Annotated in this window: 17 protein-coding genes and 1 riboswitch; of the genes, 10 read left to right on the forward strand and 7 right to left on the reverse strand. The window is 71.6% G+C overall.

Features of this window, described 5'->3' with window-relative positions; translation table 11 throughout:
* Positions 1-4 precede the first annotated feature (4 nt).
* The 3 genes from ABD466_RS20580 to ABD466_RS20590 all read left to right on the forward strand — a co-directional run bounded on the left by ABD466_RS20580 (position 5) and on the right by ABD466_RS20590 (position 3982).
* Positions 5-1645 (forward strand): N,N-dimethylformamidase beta subunit family domain-containing protein, encoded by a 1641-nt coding sequence (locus ABD466_RS20580; RefSeq protein WP_344658738.1) that lies wholly within the window; start codon positions 5-7, stop codon positions 1643-1645.
* Between the two features lie 32 nt (positions 1646-1677).
* Entirely contained in the window at positions 1678-2988 is a 1311-nt protein-coding gene (locus ABD466_RS20585) for a geranylgeranyl reductase family protein (protein ID WP_344658739.1), read from the forward strand.
* 17 nt (positions 2989-3005) lie between these two features.
* Positions 3006-3092, forward strand: a riboswitch (ZMP/ZTP riboswitch).
* 26 nt (positions 3093-3118) lie between these two features.
* A complete protein-coding gene (locus ABD466_RS20590) occupies positions 3119-3982 on the forward strand; it encodes a bifunctional 5,10-methylenetetrahydrofolate dehydrogenase/5,10-methenyltetrahydrofolate cyclohydrolase (RefSeq protein WP_344658740.1) in 864 nt (287 codons plus the stop codon).
* A gap of 101 nt (positions 3983-4083) precedes the next feature.
* On the opposite strand, the gene ABD466_RS20595 is transcribed toward ABD466_RS20590, so the two are convergent.
* Both ABD466_RS20595 and ABD466_RS20600 read right to left on the reverse strand, forming a co-directional pair.
* Entirely contained in the window at positions 4084-5382 is a 1299-nt protein-coding gene (locus tag ABD466_RS20595; RefSeq protein ID WP_344658835.1) for an outer membrane protein assembly factor BamB family protein, read from the reverse strand.
* A 36-nt stretch (positions 5383-5418) separates the two neighbouring features.
* Positions 5419-6135 (reverse strand): IclR family transcriptional regulator, encoded by a 717-nt coding sequence (locus ABD466_RS20600; RefSeq protein WP_344658741.1) that lies wholly within the window; start codon positions 6133-6135, stop codon positions 5419-5421.
* 115 nt (positions 6136-6250) lie between these two features.
* Between ABD466_RS20600 and leuC the strand changes: the two genes are divergently transcribed.
* The 4 genes from leuC to ABD466_RS20620 all read left to right on the forward strand — a co-directional run bounded on the left by leuC (position 6251) and on the right by ABD466_RS20620 (position 9460).
* Complete coding sequence (gene leuC, locus ABD466_RS20605) at positions 6251-7657, forward strand: 3-isopropylmalate dehydratase large subunit (RefSeq protein WP_344658742.1); 1407 nt, start codon at positions 6251-6253, stop codon at positions 7655-7657.
* Between the two features lie 15 nt (positions 7658-7672).
* The gene (gene leuD / locus ABD466_RS20610; RefSeq protein ID WP_344658743.1) at positions 7673-8272 is read left to right on the forward strand and encodes a 3-isopropylmalate dehydratase small subunit; all 600 of its coding nucleotides are present in this window, start codon (positions 7673-7675) and stop codon (positions 8270-8272) included.
* Between the two features lie 51 nt (positions 8273-8323).
* A complete protein-coding gene (locus tag ABD466_RS20615; RefSeq protein WP_344658744.1) occupies positions 8324-8608 on the forward strand; it encodes an SCO5555 family protein in 285 nt (94 codons plus the stop codon).
* A gap of 132 nt (positions 8609-8740) precedes the next feature.
* Complete coding sequence (locus ABD466_RS20620) at positions 8741-9460, forward strand: HU family DNA-binding protein (protein ID WP_344658745.1); 720 nt, start codon at positions 8741-8743, stop codon at positions 9458-9460.
* Between the two features lie 227 nt (positions 9461-9687).
* On the opposite strand, the gene ABD466_RS20625 is transcribed toward ABD466_RS20620, so the two are convergent.
* Positions 9688-9912 carry a hypothetical protein gene (locus ABD466_RS20625; RefSeq protein WP_344658746.1) on the reverse strand — a complete coding sequence of 75 codons (225 nt, stop codon included), beginning with the start codon at positions 9910-9912 and terminating at the stop codon, positions 9688-9690.
* Positions 9913-9919: 7 nt separating this feature from the next.
* Positions 9920-10597 carry a 2-phospho-L-lactate guanylyltransferase gene (gene cofC / locus ABD466_RS20630; RefSeq protein ID WP_344658747.1) on the reverse strand — a complete coding sequence of 226 codons (678 nt, stop codon included), beginning with the start codon at positions 10595-10597 and terminating at the stop codon, positions 9920-9922.
* A 74-nt stretch (positions 10598-10671) separates the two neighbouring features.
* Here cofC and ABD466_RS20635 point away from each other — a divergent pair, with 74 nt between their 5' ends.
* Both ABD466_RS20635 and ABD466_RS20640 read left to right on the forward strand, forming a co-directional pair.
* Entirely contained in the window at positions 10672-11532 is an 861-nt protein-coding gene (locus ABD466_RS20635) for a lysophospholipid acyltransferase family protein (protein WP_344658748.1), read from the forward strand.
* The gene (locus ABD466_RS20640) at positions 11529-12536 is read left to right on the forward strand and encodes an NAD(P)H-dependent glycerol-3-phosphate dehydrogenase (RefSeq protein ID WP_344658749.1); all 1008 of its coding nucleotides are present in this window, start codon (positions 11529-11531) and stop codon (positions 12534-12536) included. The genes ABD466_RS20635 and ABD466_RS20640 overlap by 4 nt, the downstream gene beginning before the upstream one ends.
* Here the strand turns inward: ABD466_RS20640 and ABD466_RS20645 are convergent.
* On the reverse strand, positions 12487-13815 hold the full coding sequence (locus ABD466_RS20645; RefSeq protein WP_344658750.1) for an MFS transporter: 1329 nt from the start codon (positions 13813-13815) through the stop codon (positions 12487-12489). The genes ABD466_RS20640 and ABD466_RS20645 overlap by 50 nt on opposite strands.
* Positions 13816-13854: 39 nt before the next feature.
* Here ABD466_RS20645 and ABD466_RS20650 point away from each other — a divergent pair, with 39 nt between their 5' ends.
* Complete coding sequence (locus tag ABD466_RS20650; RefSeq protein ID WP_344658751.1) at positions 13855-15027, forward strand: D-alanine--D-alanine ligase family protein; 1173 nt, start codon at positions 13855-13857, stop codon at positions 15025-15027.
* 33 nt (positions 15028-15060) lie between these two features.
* Here ABD466_RS20650 and ABD466_RS20655 read toward each other — a convergent pair whose 3' ends face one another.
* Complete coding sequence (locus ABD466_RS20655; protein ID WP_344658752.1) at positions 15061-15636, reverse strand: DUF3515 family protein; 576 nt, start codon at positions 15634-15636, stop codon at positions 15061-15063.
* Positions 15637-15672: 36 nt separating this feature from the next.
* Positions 15673-15909: an Lrp/AsnC family transcriptional regulator gene (locus ABD466_RS20660; protein ID WP_344658753.1), complete on the reverse strand. Its 237-nt coding sequence runs from the start codon at positions 15907-15909 to the stop codon at positions 15673-15675.
* Positions 15910-16033 lie beyond the last annotated feature (124 nt).

Raw genomic sequence — 16033 nt, forward strand, 5'->3', positions numbered from 1 at the left:
GCCTGTGAAGGCTCGAATAAGGCGGGCGACGGGGCTCGCCGCGGCGGTGCTCATGCTGGCATCGGCCGCGGCTTGCTCGGGAGACGGCTCGAAGAAGCCGGGGCAGGGCGGAGGCGGTCCCGGCGGTTCCCAGGCGAGCAGCGGCGTCCCCGGAGGCGCGGCGGACAACGGCGCGCCGGCTCTGGCCGGTGCGTTCAGCGTGAAGGCCGAGAACGCCAAGCCGGGCACGCCGGCGTGGAAGAACGGCATCGACAGCGGCGAGGACCACGGCATCGAGGGCTACGCCGACCAGGTGGCGGTGACGTCGGGCCAGTCGTTCAAGCTCTACGTGAACACCGTCGCGCAGCAATTCACCGCGACCGCGTTCCGTATCGGGTACTACAACGGCGCGCAGGGCCGCGAGGTGTGGAAGTCCGCGCCGACGCCCGGCGCGGTCCAGCCGGGCGCCACGGTCAAGCCCCAGGTGAACACCGTCACCACGGCCTGGCAGCCGTCGCTGACCGTGTCGACCGCCGGCTGGCCGGAGGGCGCGTACCTGATCCGCCTGGACCCGGTGGACGCGAAGGGCAAGGCCGGGACCAAGGGATCGCGGTTCGTCCCGATCACCGTCAAGTCGACGTCCACCGCCGGCAAGGTGGTGCTGATCAACGCGGTCACCACGTGGCAGGCCTACAACGAGTACGGCGGCTACGACCTCTACAGCGGCGGTCCGAAGAACGACTACGCGCACCGGGCGCGCATCGTCTCCTACGACCGGCCCTACGACTCCACCGGTGCCGACCGCTTCCAGACCTACGAGCAGTCCTCGATCGTCTTCGCTGAGAAGCTCGCCTCGGAGCACGACCTCCAGCTCGCCTACGCGACCGACCTGGACCTGCACGAGAACCCGGGGCTGTTCCAGGGCGCCCGCGCCATCATCACCCTCGGGCACGACGAGTACTGGTCGGCGCAGATGCGCGACACTGTGACCAAGGCGCGGGACGCCGGGACCAACATCGCCTTCCTCGGCGCGAACGCGGTGTTCCGGCACATCCGGTTCCAGGACTCGCCGCTCGGCAAGGACCGCGTCCAGGTCGACTACAAGGACGCGGCCGAGGACCCGATCCACGTCACCGATCCGGCGGAGTCCACGCAGGACTGGCGGTACCCGCCGCAGCCGCGGCCGGAGAACGTCCTGACCGGGGTGCTCTACGAGTGCAACCCGGCCAACGCCGACCTCGTCGTCTACGACCCCGGCTCCTGGCTGCTGGCCGGCACCGACGCCAAGGCCGGGCAGGCCTTCAAGGGGCTGGTGGGCGTCGAGTACGACCGGGTCGTCTCCGACAGCAGCACGCCGCACCCGATCCAGGCCATCTCGCACTCGCCGATCACCTGCCGCAAGACCAAGTCCTACGCCGACGCCGCGTACTACACCGTGCCCTCCGGCGCCGGCGTGTTCTCGACCGGCACCATGCGCTGGAACTGCGCGCTCGTGGACGGCGGCTGCACGGACAAGATGGACGGCCCGGCGCACGCCTTCGCGCAGAAGGTCACCGCCACCATGCTGCTGGCGTTCGCCGCCGGACCGGCCGGCAAGGACCATCCGGCCCAAGACAACACCACGCGACTCAAGCCCGCTCCCAGTGAAGGCGGGCAGGCACCGTAGGTTTGAATATCGGGGGCTCTAGAATCGGCCGTGTGACCGCCGAAACTGCTTCCACCGCCCCGGCCGAGGCTGTGCCCTCGGAAAACGTCGCCGACGTCATCGTGGTCGGTGCCGGGCCCTCGGGCTCGGCGACCGCCTACCACCTGGCCAGCGCCGGACTGGACGTGCTGCTCCTGGAGAAGGCCCGGTTCCCGCGCGAGAAGATCTGCGGCGACGGCCTCACGCCGCGCGCCGTGAAGCAGCTGGTGCGGATGGGCGTGGACACCTCCGAGGAGGCCGGCTGGCTGCACAACAAGGGCCTGCGGATCATCGGCGGCGGCATGCGGCTGGAGCTGGCGTGGCCGGACCTGGCCGCGTACCCGAACTACGGCCTGGTGCGGCCGCGCGCCGACTTCGACCAGATCCTGGCCCGGCAGGCCGAGAAGTCCGGGGCCCGGCTCCGGGAGGGCACCAACGTCACCGGCCCGATCGTGGACCCGCGCAGCAACCGGGTGATCGGCGTGACGGCGCGCGTCACCGACGCCGACGGCGGCAAGCGCGAGACCGCCTACCACGCGCCGCTGGTGGTGGCCGCGGACGGCAACTCGACCCGGCTGTCCATCGCGCTGGGTCTGCACAAGCGCGACGACCGCCCGATGGGCGTGGCGTACCGCACGTACTACAAGTCGCCGCGCACCAACGACGACTACCTGGAGTCGTGGCTGGAGCTGTGGGACGGCGAGCGGCTGCTGCCGGGCTACGGCTGGGTGTTCGGCATGGGCGACGGCACCTCCAACGTCGGCCTGGGCATCCTGAACACCACCAAGTCGTTCCGCAACGTGAAGTACCCCGACCTGCTGCGCTCCTGGCTGAAGAACACGCCCGAGGAGTGGGGCTTCAACGAGGAGAACCGCACCGAGCCGATCCGCGGCGCCGCGCTGCCGATGGGCTTCAACCGTCAGCCGCACTACACCCGCGGCGTGCTCCTGGTCGGCGACGCCGGCGGCATGGTGAACCCGTTCAACGGCGAGGGCATCGCCTACGCCATGGAATCGGGGGAACTGGCTGCCGACGTGATCGCCCAGGCCCTGGCCCGCCCGGCCGGCCTCGAGCGTGAGCGCGCGCTGTCCGCGTACCCGCGCGCCCTGAAGGACACCTACGGCGGCTACTACACCCTGGGCCGCCTGTTCGTGAAGCTGATCGGCAACCCGAAGGTGATGAGCCTGGCCACCCAGCGCGGCCTGTCCCACCCGATGCTGATGCGCTTCACGCTGAAGATGCTGGCGAACCTGACCGACCCCAAGGGCGGCGACTCCATGGACCGCATCATCAACGCGATGGCGAAGATCGCCCCGGACGCCTGAGTCCTGATTTACAGTGGGTGTCGGGCCGTGACTGGCGCTGAGGTGGGGTACCACCGGGGAGCGGCCTGACACCTCGTCTTCTGCCGTGCGCCTGGGCGATTCGTCACATCGACGCCCGGGAGGCGCGCCCATGTCTGCTGGAATCCCCTCTGCTCTGCTCATGGACGGCACGGCGGTCGCCCGCCGCATCGTGGAGCAGGCGGCTGCGGACGCCGCCGCGCTGAAGGCCCAGGCCGGCGTGACGCCGTGTCTGGCGACGGTTCTGGTCGGCTCGGACCCGGCCTCGGTGACCTACGTCCGGATGAAGCAGAACCGCAGTGCGAAAGCGGGGATCGGCTCGCGGCACGTGGAACTGCCGGAGACGGCCACCACCGCGGAACTGGTCGCGACACTGACCGGCCTGTCACAGGACCCGGAAGTGCACGGCATCCTGCTCCAGCACCCGGTCCCGCCGCACATCGACGAGCGCGCCGCCTTCGAGGCCATCGCCCCGGAGAAGGACGTGGACGGCGTGACCATGCACTCCTTCGCCGCGATGGCGTTCGGCGAGCCCGGCTTCGCCTCCGCCACCCCCGGCGGGATCCTGCGGCTGCTGGACGCGTACTCGGTCGACCTCGCCGGCCGCCACGCCGTGATCGTGGGCCGCAGCCCGATCCTCGGCAAACCGGTCGGCATGCTGCTGCTGGCCCGCGACGCCACGGTGACCTACTGCCACTCGAAGACTGCGGATCTGGCCGCCCTCACGCGCCGAGCCGACATCCTCGTCGCCGCGGTCGGCAGGCCGCGGTTCCTGACCGGGGACGCCGTCAAGGCGGGCGCGGTCGTCATCGACGCCGGATACAACCCGGGCAACGTCGGCGACGTGGACTTCCCCTCGGCCGCCGAGAAAGCGAGCCTGATCACGCCGGTGCCCGGCGGCGTCGGGCCGATGACGATCGCGGTGCTGCTGGAGCAGACGGTGGCGGCGGCCCGGTGGCAGGTCGCGCGGGGTTAGCGCGGCGGCGGCAGCGCTCCGGCGCGGCGACTGAATCAAGGTACTTCGACTCTACGCGGCGCGGTCCATCCCGCATCCCAGGGCCGCGCCGACCGATCGGCTCACGTGCCGGCCGAAACCACCGCCACGCCCTCCATCGTCCCCAGGAACACCTTGTCCCCGACGACGGTCGGCGTGGCGAAGTGCGGCAACGCGCCGACGCTGACCCGCGCGGTCGTCGCGCCGGTGGCGGGATCGAGCGCGAGCAGTACGCCGTCGTCCCCATCGGTGACCCAGAGGCGGCCGTCGTCGAGGACCGGCTGGCCGTTCGCCTTCGCCGCGTGCCACAAGGCCGTCGGCTGGGTGCCGCTGATCCGGAACGCGCGCGTGCCGTCCGCGCACGGCAGGTACACGACGTCCCCGGCGGACGCCGCCTGGCCGAACGCGGCGCAGGCGGGGAAGGCGGTCGCGGTCGTGAGGTGGTTCGGGTCCAGCAGGTATCCCTGGCCTGATTTGCCCGCGATGATCACGTGGCCGGCGGCCAGGAGCGGGTTCATCGAGCCCAGATCCGCGTCGTTCGCGTTGTCGGAGGCCCAGGAGGCCGGGGCGAACAGGTCGACGCGTTTGGCGTTCTCGTCCAGGGCGACCACGGAGTCGGTGCCGTCGAAGGGGTCGCCGGCCTTGTCGGCGTTGCCGTTGCCGATGGAGAAGTACAGGCGGTCCGGTCCGGCCGCCGGTCGGCCCGGCGCCCACATGCCGCCGCGGCCGGAGGTCGAGGCCTCGAACCACTGCACGGATCCCGAGGCGGTGTCGACGGATGCGACCGCGCCGGTGTAGTCGCCGCAGTCGCCGGCCAGGCCGCCGAAGACCGCGAACACGTGTCCGTGCCACAGGGTCAGGGCCGGCCGTTGCTGCAGGAAGTCGCGGTCGCCGAAAGGCGGGTCGACCTCCACGTGCGAGACGACGTGGCCGTCGGCCGCCGCGAGGCCGTAGAGCACATGGTGGGCGGTCGCGTCCTCGGCGACCACATAGACAAGACGGGAAGCGGGATCGTAGACCGGTGCGCCGGTGATCCCGAGGGGAACGATGTTCCCGCATCCGTGGGGCCGGAAGGGCTCGGCCAAGTGCTTGCTCCACTTCACCGATCCGTCCGTCGGTGAGAGGGCGTAGACCGTGTTGTTCTCCGTCGCGGCGAAGACGCCGTCGCCGCTGTCGGCCGGCATTCCGTAGACGGGACCGTCGAGTGTGACCTTCGACACCGTCGTGGAGCCGGGGCCGGGTGTCGAGACCGCGGGCTTCGGCGTCGGCCCGGCGTCGCTCTTCGAGCATCCCGCTGCCGCGAACAGGGCCAGGGCCGCCAGGGCGCCGGCGAGCCGGGCGACGGACACGCCGTTGTGTCGTCGGCCTCGTGCGAGTCTCATCCGTCTCACGCGTCCAGTGTGCCCGCGCGCCGTCCGCTACGAGCCCCGCTTCACCGCTTCGCTCAGCCGGGCCGCGGCCTCGACCACCGACTGCGCGTGCAGGCGCCCCGGCTGGCGGGTGAGACGCTCGATCGGGCCGGACACCGACACCGCGGCGATGACCCGGTTGTTGGGGCCGCGCACCGGCGCCGAGACCGAGGCCACACCCTGCTCGCGCTCGGCGACCGACTGGGACCAGCCGCGACGCCGCACACCGGCCAGCGTCGTGGCGGTGAACCGGGCGCCCTGCAGGCCGCGGTGCAGCCGGTCCGGCTCCTCCCAGGCCAGCAGGATCTGCGCGGCCGAGCCGGCGGTCATCGGCAGTGCCGAGCCGATCGGCACGGTGTCGCGCAACCCTGACATGCGCTCCGCGGCCGCGACGCACACCCGCAGGTCGCCCTGGCGCCGGTAGAGCTGCGCGGACTCGCCGGTGTGGTCGCGCAGCGCGGCCAGCACCGGCCCGGCCGCGGCCAGCAGCCGGTCCTCGCCGGCCGCCGAGGCCAGTTCCTGCAACCGGGGGCCGAGGATGAAACGGCCCTGCATGTCCCGGGATACGAGACGGTGGTGTTCGAGCGCGACCGCCAGGCGGTGCGCGGTCGGGCGCGCCAAACCCGTGGCGGTGACCAGGCCGGCCAGGGTTGTGGGGCCCGCCTCCAGGGCGCTCAGTACGACGGCGGCCTTGTCCAGGACGCCGACTCCGCTAGAGTTGTCCATAGACCGAATTCTGCCGTCTCAGATCCCGAGACGCAAGGCGTGCGGACCGGAAAGATCGACAGGCCGCGCCGGCGGAGGGCGACAGATGCGAACAAGTGGGAAGACAGGAGCGACGATGCCCCACACCCTGGCCGAGAAGGTGTGGGCGGACCATGTGGTCCGCTCGGCCGAAGGCGAGCCCGACCTGCTCTACATCGACCTGCACCTGCTGCACGAGGTGACCTCGCCGCAGGCCTTCGACGGCCTGCGGGCGGCCGGCCGCCAGGTGCGGCGCCCCGAGCTCACCATCGCCACCGAGGACCACAACACCCCCACCCTCGACATCGACAAGCCGATCGCCGACCCGGTCTCCCGGCTGCAGATCGAGACGCTGCGCAAGAACTGCGCCGACTTCGGCGTGCGCATCCACCCGCTCGGCGACGCCGAGCAGGGCATCGTGCACGTGGTGGGCCCGCAGCTGGGCCTGACCCAGCCCGGGATGACCGTGGTCTGCGGCGACTCCCACACCTCCACCCACGGCGCGTTCGGCGCGCTGGCCTTCGGCATCGGCACCAGCGAGGTCGAGCACGTGCTGGCCACCCAGACGCTGCCGCTGAAGCCGTTCAAGACGATGGCGGTCACGGTCACCGGGGAACTGGCCGAGGGCGTCACCGCCAAGGACGTCGTGCTCGCCGTCATCGCGCGCATCGGTACCGGCGGCGGGCAGGGCTACGTCCTGGAGTACCGCGGCGAGGCCATCGAGAAACTGTCGATGGAAGGCCGGATGACGATCTGCAACATGTCCATCGAGGCCGGTGCCCGTGCCGGGATGATCGCCCCGGACGAGACCACCTTCGCGTACCTGAAGGGCCGCGCGCACGCGCCGTCCGGCGCCGACTGGGACGCCGCCGTCGCGTACTGGCGCACGCTGCGCACGGACGAGGGCGCGACCTTCGACGCCGAGGTGGTCATCGACGGCGACGCCCTGACGCCGTACGTCACCTGGGGCACGAATCCGGGCCAGGGCCTGCCGCTGGCGGCGTCGGTCCCGGACCCGGAGACCGACTTCGAGGCCGAGGTGGACAAGGTCGCCGCGCGCAAGGCGCTGGAGTACATGGGCCTGGAGGCCGGTACGCCGCTGCGCGACATCAAGGTGGACACGGTCTTCCTGGGTTCGTGCACCAACGGCCGGCTGGAGGACCTGCGCGCCGCGGCCGCCGTCGTCAAGGGCCGCAAGGTCGCCGACGGCGTCCGGATGCTGGTCGTGCCGGGCTCGGCGCGGGTCCGGCTGGAGGCCGAGGCCGAAGGGCTGCACGAGGTGTTCCTGGAAGCCGGCGCCGAATGGCGGTTCGCGGGCTGCTCCATGTGCCTGGGCATGAACCCGGACCAGCTGGCGCCCGGCGAGCGCTCGGCTTCCACCTCCAACCGCAACTTCGAGGGCCGCCAGGGCAAGGGCGGCCGCACGCACCTGGTGTCGCCGCTGGTCGCCGCCGCCACCGCGATCAGGGGGACGCTGTCGTCCCCGTCGGACCTGGCTGCTTAGGAGAGACCAGAGATCATGGAGAAGTTCACGACGCACACCGGGCGCGCGCTGCCGCTGCGCCGTTCCAACGTCGACACCGACCAGATCATCCCGGCGGTGTACCTCAAGCGCATCACCCGCAGCGGTTTCGAGGACGGGCTGTTCGCCGCCTGGCGCGCCGATCCGGAGTTCATCCTGAACCAGGAGCAGTACCAGGGGGTGTCGATCCTGGTGGCCGGCCCCGACTTCGGGACCGGGTCGTCGCGCGAGCACGCCGTGTGGGCGCTGAAGGACTACGGGTTCAAGGTGGTCCTGTCGGCGCGGTTCGCCGACATCTTCCGCGGCAACTCCGCCAAGGACGGGCTGCTGACCGCGGTGCTGGACCAGGACGAGATCGAGCTGCTGTGGAAGTTGCTGGAGAACCACCCCGAGGCGGAGGTGACGGTCGATCTCGAGGCGCGCGAAGTGCGCGTCGAGGGGCACGTGTTCACCTTCGAGGTGGACGACTACACGCGCTGGCGGTTGCTGGAGGGGCTGGACGACATCAGCCTGACGCTGCGGCACGCTGAGGCGATCGACGAGTTCGAGGCCGAGCGGCCGGCGTTCAAGCCGCGGACGCTGCCCGCCGCGGCCTGAGTCTGCTTGATCAGTTTTTTCCCGGGCGGGGCCCGGGGGCACTATTGGTGAATGCCATCGGATCTGCCCCCGCGGCCCCGCCCTTCGCGTTACGCGGCGTTCGCCGCGCGCCTGAAGGACGCCCACAAGGCATTGGGCGATCCGCGGATCCCGGCGCAGCGCCGGGCCGAACTCACCAAGCGGGTGCTCGCCATCACCGCTTTGGCACGCCACGACGTGACGATCGCGGCACACCGGCTGGAAGCTTTCTTCAACGAGTTGTCGGTGCTCGTCCCCGGGGCCGTTTCAGCCCCCGCAGACACCCCTTCTGGGAAAAACACTGCGACACAAGGGTGATTTAACCCCTAGGTATTTGATTCGCCCTCTGGCGCCCCCATACGGTGCGATTGGTTCTGATACGGAGCAAGCTTGCGACGTACGGCCGAAATCAGGCTCAAGACGTACCAACAGCCCCAAGGGTAGGTAGACATGAACAAGGCCCAGCTGATCGAGGCCGTCTCCGACAAGCTCGGTGCGAGCAAGAAGGATGCCGGGGACGCCGTCGACGCGGTGCTGGACGCGATCGTGGCGTCGGTCGCCTCGGGGACCAAGGTCTCCATCACCGGCTTCGGCTCCTTCGAGAAGGTCAAGCGTCCGGCTCGCACCGCCCGCAACCCGCGCACCGGCGAGTCGGTGAAGGTCAAGGCGTCCTCGGCGCCGAAGTTCAAGGCCGGCCAGGGCTTCAAGGACATCGTCAACGGCGAGAAGAAGGCGCCGGCGGCGGCCAAGGCCACCGCGAAGAAGGCGGCGACCGCGAAGAAGGCGGCTCCGGCGAAGAAGGCGGCCACCAAGGTCACCGCCGCCAAGAAGACTGTGACGAAGGCGGCCGCGAAGAAGGCGGCCCCGGCGAAGAAGACGGCCACCAAGGCCACCGCCGCCAAGAAGACCGTGGCGAAGAAGGCGACTCCGGCGAAGAAGGCCGCGCCCGCCAAGAAGGCCGCCGCGAAGAAGGCGACCGTCGTGAAGGCGGCGGCGAAGAAGGCGGCGACCGCGAAGAAGGCGCCGGCCAAGAAGGCGGCGCCGGCGAAGAAGGCGGCGGCTCGGCCGGTCGCCAAGAAGGTCGCCAAGGCGCCGGCGAAGAAGTCCGCGCCGGCCAAGCGAACCACCGCGAAGAAGGCGCCCGCCAAGAAGACCGCGGCGAAGCGCTGACCGACACGAGTGGTCGTCCGTGATGGATCAGTGAGGTGGTCCGTGGCGGAAGGGTGAGTGAAACGGTGCTTCGGTGACGCGAAGCATCGGTGCGAGGCGGTGTCCCGGGTGACCGGGGCACCGCCTCGTGCGTTGCGGCTTGTTTGTGGGGCGTTGCGCTTCCCGGCCCGGCCCGGCCCGGCCCGGCCCGGCCAGGTCGCGGTCGTGGTCGCGGCCGAGACGGCCGGCTACGGCAGCGGCAGCGGCAGCGTCACCAGCGTCAGCGCGACGATCCGCCCCGCGTCGTCCCGGCGCATCTTCACGCGCTGGCCCAGGCGCAGCAGCCGGAGCCCGCCGGCGTCGAAGGCGGCGGTGTCGAAGGCGAGTTCGGTGCCGTCGTCGAGCAGCACCGTGCCGCTGCGGGTGGCCGGATCGAAAACCCGAGCGGTGCCTTGGACCTCTGTGCGCGTCACGGACCGTTTATACACCGGAAGCCGCCCGATTTCCCGCGGCCCAGACCGCCGCGGTGGCCGGACCGACGCCCAGGCGGAGCGCGTCGACGAGGTCGGCGGGAGTGTCGACGTCGCGTCGCAGCGAACTGATGTCCGTCCCGGGGAGCTCCACCGCTCCGCTGGCGGTGTGGGCGGCGCGCGACGGGCCGCCGAAACGGGGGTCCAGATCCGTGCCGGGCGGCGCGAAAAGCATGGTGGTGCCGATGTCGTGCGCGTCGGCGATGAAATGGCGCTTGTCGCCGGCGACGCGCGCCAGAGCGATATCCAGTTCGGCACCGCGCAATGCCGGAAGATCCGCCGCCGAGGCGGCGACGCCGATTCCGTCGCCGTGGATTCGGCGGGCGGTTCCGGCACCGAAGGCGAATGCGGCGTTCAATCCGGCGTCCGGCGCGTCCGGCACGATCTTCGCGCCCAGGGCGCCGAGGACGGCGGCGGCCGTGGGATCGTCGGTCACCACCAGGACGCCGGCGACCCGGGTGGCGGACAGGGCGGCGGTGACGGCGTCGGTGGCGAACGCCAGGGCCAGTCGTTCCCGGAGCTCCGGCGGCACGTCCGCACCGATGAGGCGGCTCTTGGCTCGCCCCAGCCGTTTCACCGGAACCACCAGGCACCAGGGTGTCTCGTCGGAAGGGGCTGACCGGGGCATGCCTTGATCCTGTCATGCCGGGGCGCGGACCCCGCTACTTGTTCCGACGCCCCGCACTCGGGAACACTTGGGGGATGCCCTCCACCACCCCCTACCGGCCGCCCAGGAAGCAAGGCCCGGCGTTCCGCTTCATCGCCGTGGTCATGGTGCCGCTGCTGAGGCTGCTGATGAAGCGGGACTGGCGCGGCGGCGAGAACATCCCGAAGACCGGCGGAGTGGTCATCGCGGCCAACCATCTGTCGCACGTCGACGCGCTGGCGTTCGGGCACTTCGTCTACGGCAACGGGCGGATCCCGCGGTTCCTGGCCAAGTCCGGGGTGTTCAAGAACAAGTTCGTCGGGAGCGTCCTGCGGGCGGCCCAGCAGATCCCGGTCTACCGGGACACCGCCGACGCGGCGAACGCCCTGCGGGACGCGATCGCCGCGGTGGAGGCCGGCGAGGCGGTGACGGTGTACCCGGAGGGCACCATCACCCGCGATCCCGGCCTGTGGCCGATGGCGGCGAAGAGCGGTGCCGCGCGGATCGCGCTGACCACCGGCTGTCCGGTGATCCCGGTGGCGCAGTGGGGGCCGCAGGAGATCCTCGCCTACACCGAGAGGCGGCCGCACCTGCTGCCGCGGAAGCGGATGGTGATTCTGGCCGGGCCTCCGGTGGACCTGGACGATCTGCGGGCGCTGCCGACGACCCCGGAGACCGTGAAGGCGGCCACCGACCGCATCATGGACGCGATCACCGAGCTGCTGGCGAAGCTGCGCGGCGAGGAGCCGCCGGCGGTGCGGTTCGTGCCGGAGAACGGCGACGGGAGCCGCTTCGGCGGGGGCGGCGGAAACGGTACCGGCCGCCGGAACGACGACGGCGCGGCGGTCGTTGAAAGCGGCGCCGGGGCCGACGGGGCCGGCGAGGACGAGATCGGAAAGCAGGTCGACACCGCATGAGGCGTTGCGCCGTCTTCGGCACCGGGATGTGGGGCACGGCGATGAGCATCGTCCTGGCCGACGCCGGCAACGAGATCGTGATGGTCGGCCGGCGGCCGGACCAGATCGCCGCCGTCAACGCCGCCCACGAGAACCCCGACTACTTCCCGGGCGTCCGGCTGCCCGAGGCGGTGCGGGCCACCACGGATCCGGCCGAGGCGCTGGCCGGGGCCGAGTTCGCGTTTCTGAGCGTGCCGGCCCAGACCCTGCGCCAGAACCTCACGGCCTGGAGCGACCGGATCGGCCCGGACACGGTGCTGGTGTCGCTGATGAAGGGCCTGGAGGTCGGGACCGCCAAGCGCATGAGCGAGGTGATCCGCGAGGTGACCGGCTTCGGGCGGGAGCGCGTCGCGGTGCTGTCCGGACCGAACCTGTCGCCGGAGATCGCCCGCCGCCAGCCCGCCGCCTCCGTGGTCGCCAGCCGGGACGAGGACGTGGCGCTGCGGCTGCAGGCCGCGACGAACGGGCCGTACTTCCGGACCTACACCGGCTCCGACGTGACCGGCGTCGAGCTCGGCGGCGTGGTGAAGAACGTCATCGGCCTCGCGGTCGGCATCGCCGACGGCATGGGCTTCGGCGACAACACCAAGGCCACGCTGATCACCCGCGGCCTGGCCGAGACCGCGCGGCTGGGCGCGGCCCTGGGCGCCGACCCGTACACCTTCGCCGGCCTGGCCGGCATGGGCGACCTGGTCGCCACCTGCGCCTCGCCGCTGTCCCGGAACCGGATGTTCGGCGTGTATCTGGGCCGCGGCCTGACGCTGGAGCAGGCGCAGGCCGAGGTGAAGCAGACCGCCGAGGGCGTGAAGTCCTGCGAGGCGGTGCTGGAGCTGGCCGACCGGCACGGCGTCGAGATGCCGATCGCCGAGACGGTGGTGGCGATCGTGCACGACGGCCGCTCGCCCGGCGAGATGCTCAAGGAGCTGATGACCCGGCCGCTGAAGGCCGAGCGGCACGGGCACTGAGGGAGGGGGCCGCGTCCGCGACGGCACCGGCGTCGGCGGTGTCCGGCCGCGTGCGCTGCGCCCAGCGCGTGACCGGCGGCCCCAGCAGTCCGGCCGCCGCGAACCCGGCCCCGAGGACGAACCACCCGGGGCCGCCGAATCCCAGGACCAGCGCGGTCAGCAGCGCCGGGCCGACCGCCGCGGCGGCGTCGAGGCCGAGCAGGTTCAAGCCCTGATACTCGCCCTGCGCGTGGGCGGGGGAGAGACCGAAACTCAACGAGAACCCCGCCGCCAGCGCCCACACACTGGCGGCGCAGATGATCGCCGCGCCGAAAAGGAGCACGGCCGCCTGCGCCCAGCGCGGACCCTCGGCGCTCACGGCGAGCACGGCGCAGCCGGCCGCCACCGCCAGCCCCGAGGTCCGCAGGGCCCGGCCGCCCTGCGCGACGGTCTCGGTCCGGCGCCCGACCGGCTGCATCAGCAGCACGCCGACCACGAAGAACATCCCGAACACCACGGCGGCCATCGTGCGCGGCACCTGCGTGCGCGTCGTGATCCACAGCGGGATCACCAGCGCGACGACCACAGCCTGCAGGCTCAGCAAGCCGTTCAGACCCGCGAAGGCCGCGTAGGGCCGGTCCGCGAGCGCCGCGAACCGGCGGCTCCCCGCCGGCCGGGGTATCGGCGGATACTCCGGCACCCGCAGCAGCAACAGGGCGCAGACCACATAGCTGGCGGCGTTCGCCAGGATCAGCGTCACGTAGGCGGCGCGTGTGCCGATCTGGATGGCGATCCCGGCCACCGGCGTCCCCAGCACCACCGCGACGCTCACGAAGGAGCGCAGCTTGGCCCGGAACAAGGCCGGGCGCTCGCCGCCGACCCGGCCGATCAGCGCGCCCCGGGCGGCGTTGTTCGCGGCGTCCGCGACCTTGTCCAGCGCCGTGACCGTCGTGAACATCCACCACGAGTGCACGAACACGAAAGCCGCCATCGTGCCGGTCTGCACGCCCAGGGTGACCAGCTGCACCATCCGCGGCCCGACCCGGTCGGCCAGCATCCCGGCGGGCACCGAGCCCAGCAGGCCGGCCGTGCCCGCGATCGTGAGACCGGTGCCGACCTGCCGCGCCGGGATCCCCACGATCAGCGTGAAGTACAGCGCCGACACGGCCACGAACATCCCGGTCCCCAGCCGGTTCACGAAGCTCGACGCCACCAGGGCCCGCTGCGGTCCGGGCTCCGGCGACACCCGGGCCCACCAGGCGCGAAGGCCCGCCCGCACCGCCCCACCCCTGGAGATCATGGTCCGGACCCTACTCCGACTTCGGTAGTGTCTGGTCTCATGACTGATCAGAAGCGGATCCGGGTGGCCGTCGTCTTCGGCGGGCGGTCCAGCGAGCACGCCATCTCCTGCGTCACCGCCGGGTCCGTTCTGGACGCGCTGCGCAACGGGCCGGAGCCGGACCGCTACGAGATCCTGCCGATCGGCATCGCCGCCGACGGGCGGTGGGTGCTGGCCGAGGCGGCCGACGGCTCCGGGCCGGTCCTGGCGATCGCCGACGGCAGACTGCCGGAGATCGGGCTGCCGGCCTCGGCCGAGCGCGCGAACCTGGTCACCATGGCCGGTGACCCGACCGCGCGCGAGCTGACCGTGCACGAGCCCGGCTCGGTGCCGAAGTCGCTCGGCGAGGTGGACGTCGTGCTGCCGCTGCTGCACGGCCCCTACGGCGAGGACGGCACCCTGCAGGGCCTGCTGGAGCTGTCCGGCATCCCCTACGTCGGCTCCGGGGTGCTGGCGTCGGCCGTCTCCATGGACAAGGAGTTCATGAAGCGGCTGCTGACCCAGGCCGGGTTCGAGGTCGGCCCGTACGAGGTCGTGCGTCCCCGGGACTGGGCCACCGAGGAGGGCCGGGCCGCGGTGCGGCTGGCCGTCGAAGAGCTCGGATACCCGGTGTTCGTGAAGCCGGCGCGGGCCGGGTCCTCGATGGGCATCACCAAGGTGGACGCGCCCGAGGGCCTGGACACCGCCGTCGAGACGGCCCGCCGCCACGACCCGAAGGTGCTCGTGGAGGCGGCGGTGCCGGGCCGGGAGATCGAGTGCGGGGTGCTGGAGGGCGAGGGGCCGCTGGACCGCCCCGAGGCCTCGCTGCCGGCCGAGCTGCGGGTCACCGGGTCGCACGCCTTCTACGACTTCGAGGCCAAGTACCTGGACGGCACCACCGAGGTCGACATCCCGGCGCGGCTGAGCCCGGAGGAGATCGCGGACATCCGCGAGCAGGCGGTCGGTGTCTTCGAGACGCTGGGCTGCGAGGGCCTGGCGCGGGTGGACTTCTTCTACCAGGAGTCGGCGGACGGCGGTCCGGGACGGTTCATCGTCAACGAGATCAACACCATGCCGGGCTTCACGCCGACGTCGATGTTCCCGCAGATGTGGCTGGCGGCGGGGCTGACGTACCCGGCGCTGATCGCGCGGCTGATCGACTCGGCGCTGCGGCGGCCGACCGGGCTGCGGTAGCGGGCCCCGCTCCTCGGCGCGGCTCCCGGCCCGCTACTCGGCCGGGTCGTCGACGAACTCGCCGTCCTTGTTCGGGACGGTCTTCACGATCGCCGGCGCGAGGTCGATGAGGGCGTTGGAGGCGGACTGCTTCTGGGCGAGGCTGTCGAAGGGCACTGTCACCTCCACGTAGACCGCCCGGTCCGTGGTGGTGTAGGTGACGGAGTGCTCGTGTTCGTCGATGAACCAGTTGAGGAACGCGGCGTCGCCCATGTTCGCGTACCGGTTGTGGTCCGGCGTGTAGTCGGGGCCGCCGACGGTGATCGCCGCGGGCTCCTTCACGCCGCAGCGCAGGGTCGTGGCGGGGGAGCCCCAGGCCACGGCGCGCTGTTTCACGTGGGCGTCGGTGCCGGCCGCACCGCGCCGGTGGGCACCCTCCAGATCGGCGGGCAGGGCCCGGACCAGGTTCGCGCAGGCGGTGAGGACCGCGGGGTCGGAGGTCTTCGGCAGGGCGACGCCGACCGCGCCGGCGCGGGACACGTGGTCCCCCCACACCGCTCCCGCGCACGCCAAAACCGCGGCTGTCGACACAGCCGCGGCCGGTATCCACCTGTTGGTCGTCTTGTCCACCGGACCCCTCGTTCCCACGGGGTACGGTCTACCACATCACTTGAAGTGCACGATGGGGCAGGTCAGCGTGCGCGTGATGCCTTCGATGACCTGGATCTTGGCGATCACCAGCCGACCCAGCTCGTCCATGGTCTCGGCTTCGGCGCGGACGATCACGTCGTAGGGCCCGGTCACGTCCTCGGCGGTGGTGACGCCTTCCAGATCGGTGATCGCCTGCGCCACGGCGGCCGCCTTCCCCACCTCGGTCTGGACCAGGATGTACGCTTGAACCACGTGTCCTCCTCCTGTCGGAAACGCCACCGTACCCTGCGCTTCCCACATTCCGGGAGTCCATGCCCGCTGGGCGGGCCGTAACGGTTCACCCGATCGAGTTGCCGACGGACCGTCCGCGTTACGG

The organism is Catenulispora subtropica, assembly GCF_039531675.1.
GTDB classification, from domain to species: Bacteria; Actinomycetota; Actinomycetes; order Streptomycetales; family Catenulisporaceae; genus Catenulispora; species Catenulispora subtropica.

Coding starts and splice junctions, on each gene's coding strand:
- ABD466_RS20590 (WP_344658740.1), top strand. CDS start 3,119: ATGTCTGCTGGAATCCCCTCTGCTCTGCTCATGGACGGCACGGCGGTC.
- ABD466_RS20595 (WP_344658835.1), bottom strand. CDS start 5,382: ATGAGACTCGCACGAGGCCGACGACACAACGGCGTGTCCGTCGCCCGG.
- ABD466_RS20600 (WP_344658741.1), bottom strand. CDS start 6,135: ATGGACAACTCTAGCGGAGTCGGCGTCCTGGACAAGGCCGCCGTCGTA.
- leuC (WP_344658742.1), top strand. CDS start 6,251: ATGCCCCACACCCTGGCCGAGAAGGTGTGGGCGGACCATGTGGTCCGC.
- leuD (WP_344658743.1), top strand. CDS start 7,673: ATGGAGAAGTTCACGACGCACACCGGGCGCGCGCTGCCGCTGCGCCGT.
- ABD466_RS20615 (WP_344658744.1), top strand. CDS start 8,324: ATGCCATCGGATCTGCCCCCGCGGCCCCGCCCTTCGCGTTACGCGGCG.
- ABD466_RS20620 (WP_344658745.1), top strand. CDS start 8,741: ATGAACAAGGCCCAGCTGATCGAGGCCGTCTCCGACAAGCTCGGTGCG.
- cofC (WP_344658747.1), bottom strand. CDS start 10,597: ATGCCCCGGTCAGCCCCTTCCGACGAGACACCCTGGTGCCTGGTGGTT.
- ABD466_RS20635 (WP_344658748.1), top strand. CDS start 10,672: ATGCCCTCCACCACCCCCTACCGGCCGCCCAGGAAGCAAGGCCCGGCG.
- ABD466_RS20640 (WP_344658749.1), top strand. CDS start 11,529: ATGAGGCGTTGCGCCGTCTTCGGCACCGGGATGTGGGGCACGGCGATG.
- ABD466_RS20645 (WP_344658750.1), bottom strand. CDS start 13,815: ATGATCTCCAGGGGTGGGGCGGTGCGGGCGGGCCTTCGCGCCTGGTGG.
- ABD466_RS20650 (WP_344658751.1), top strand. CDS start 13,855: ATGACTGATCAGAAGCGGATCCGGGTGGCCGTCGTCTTCGGCGGGCGG.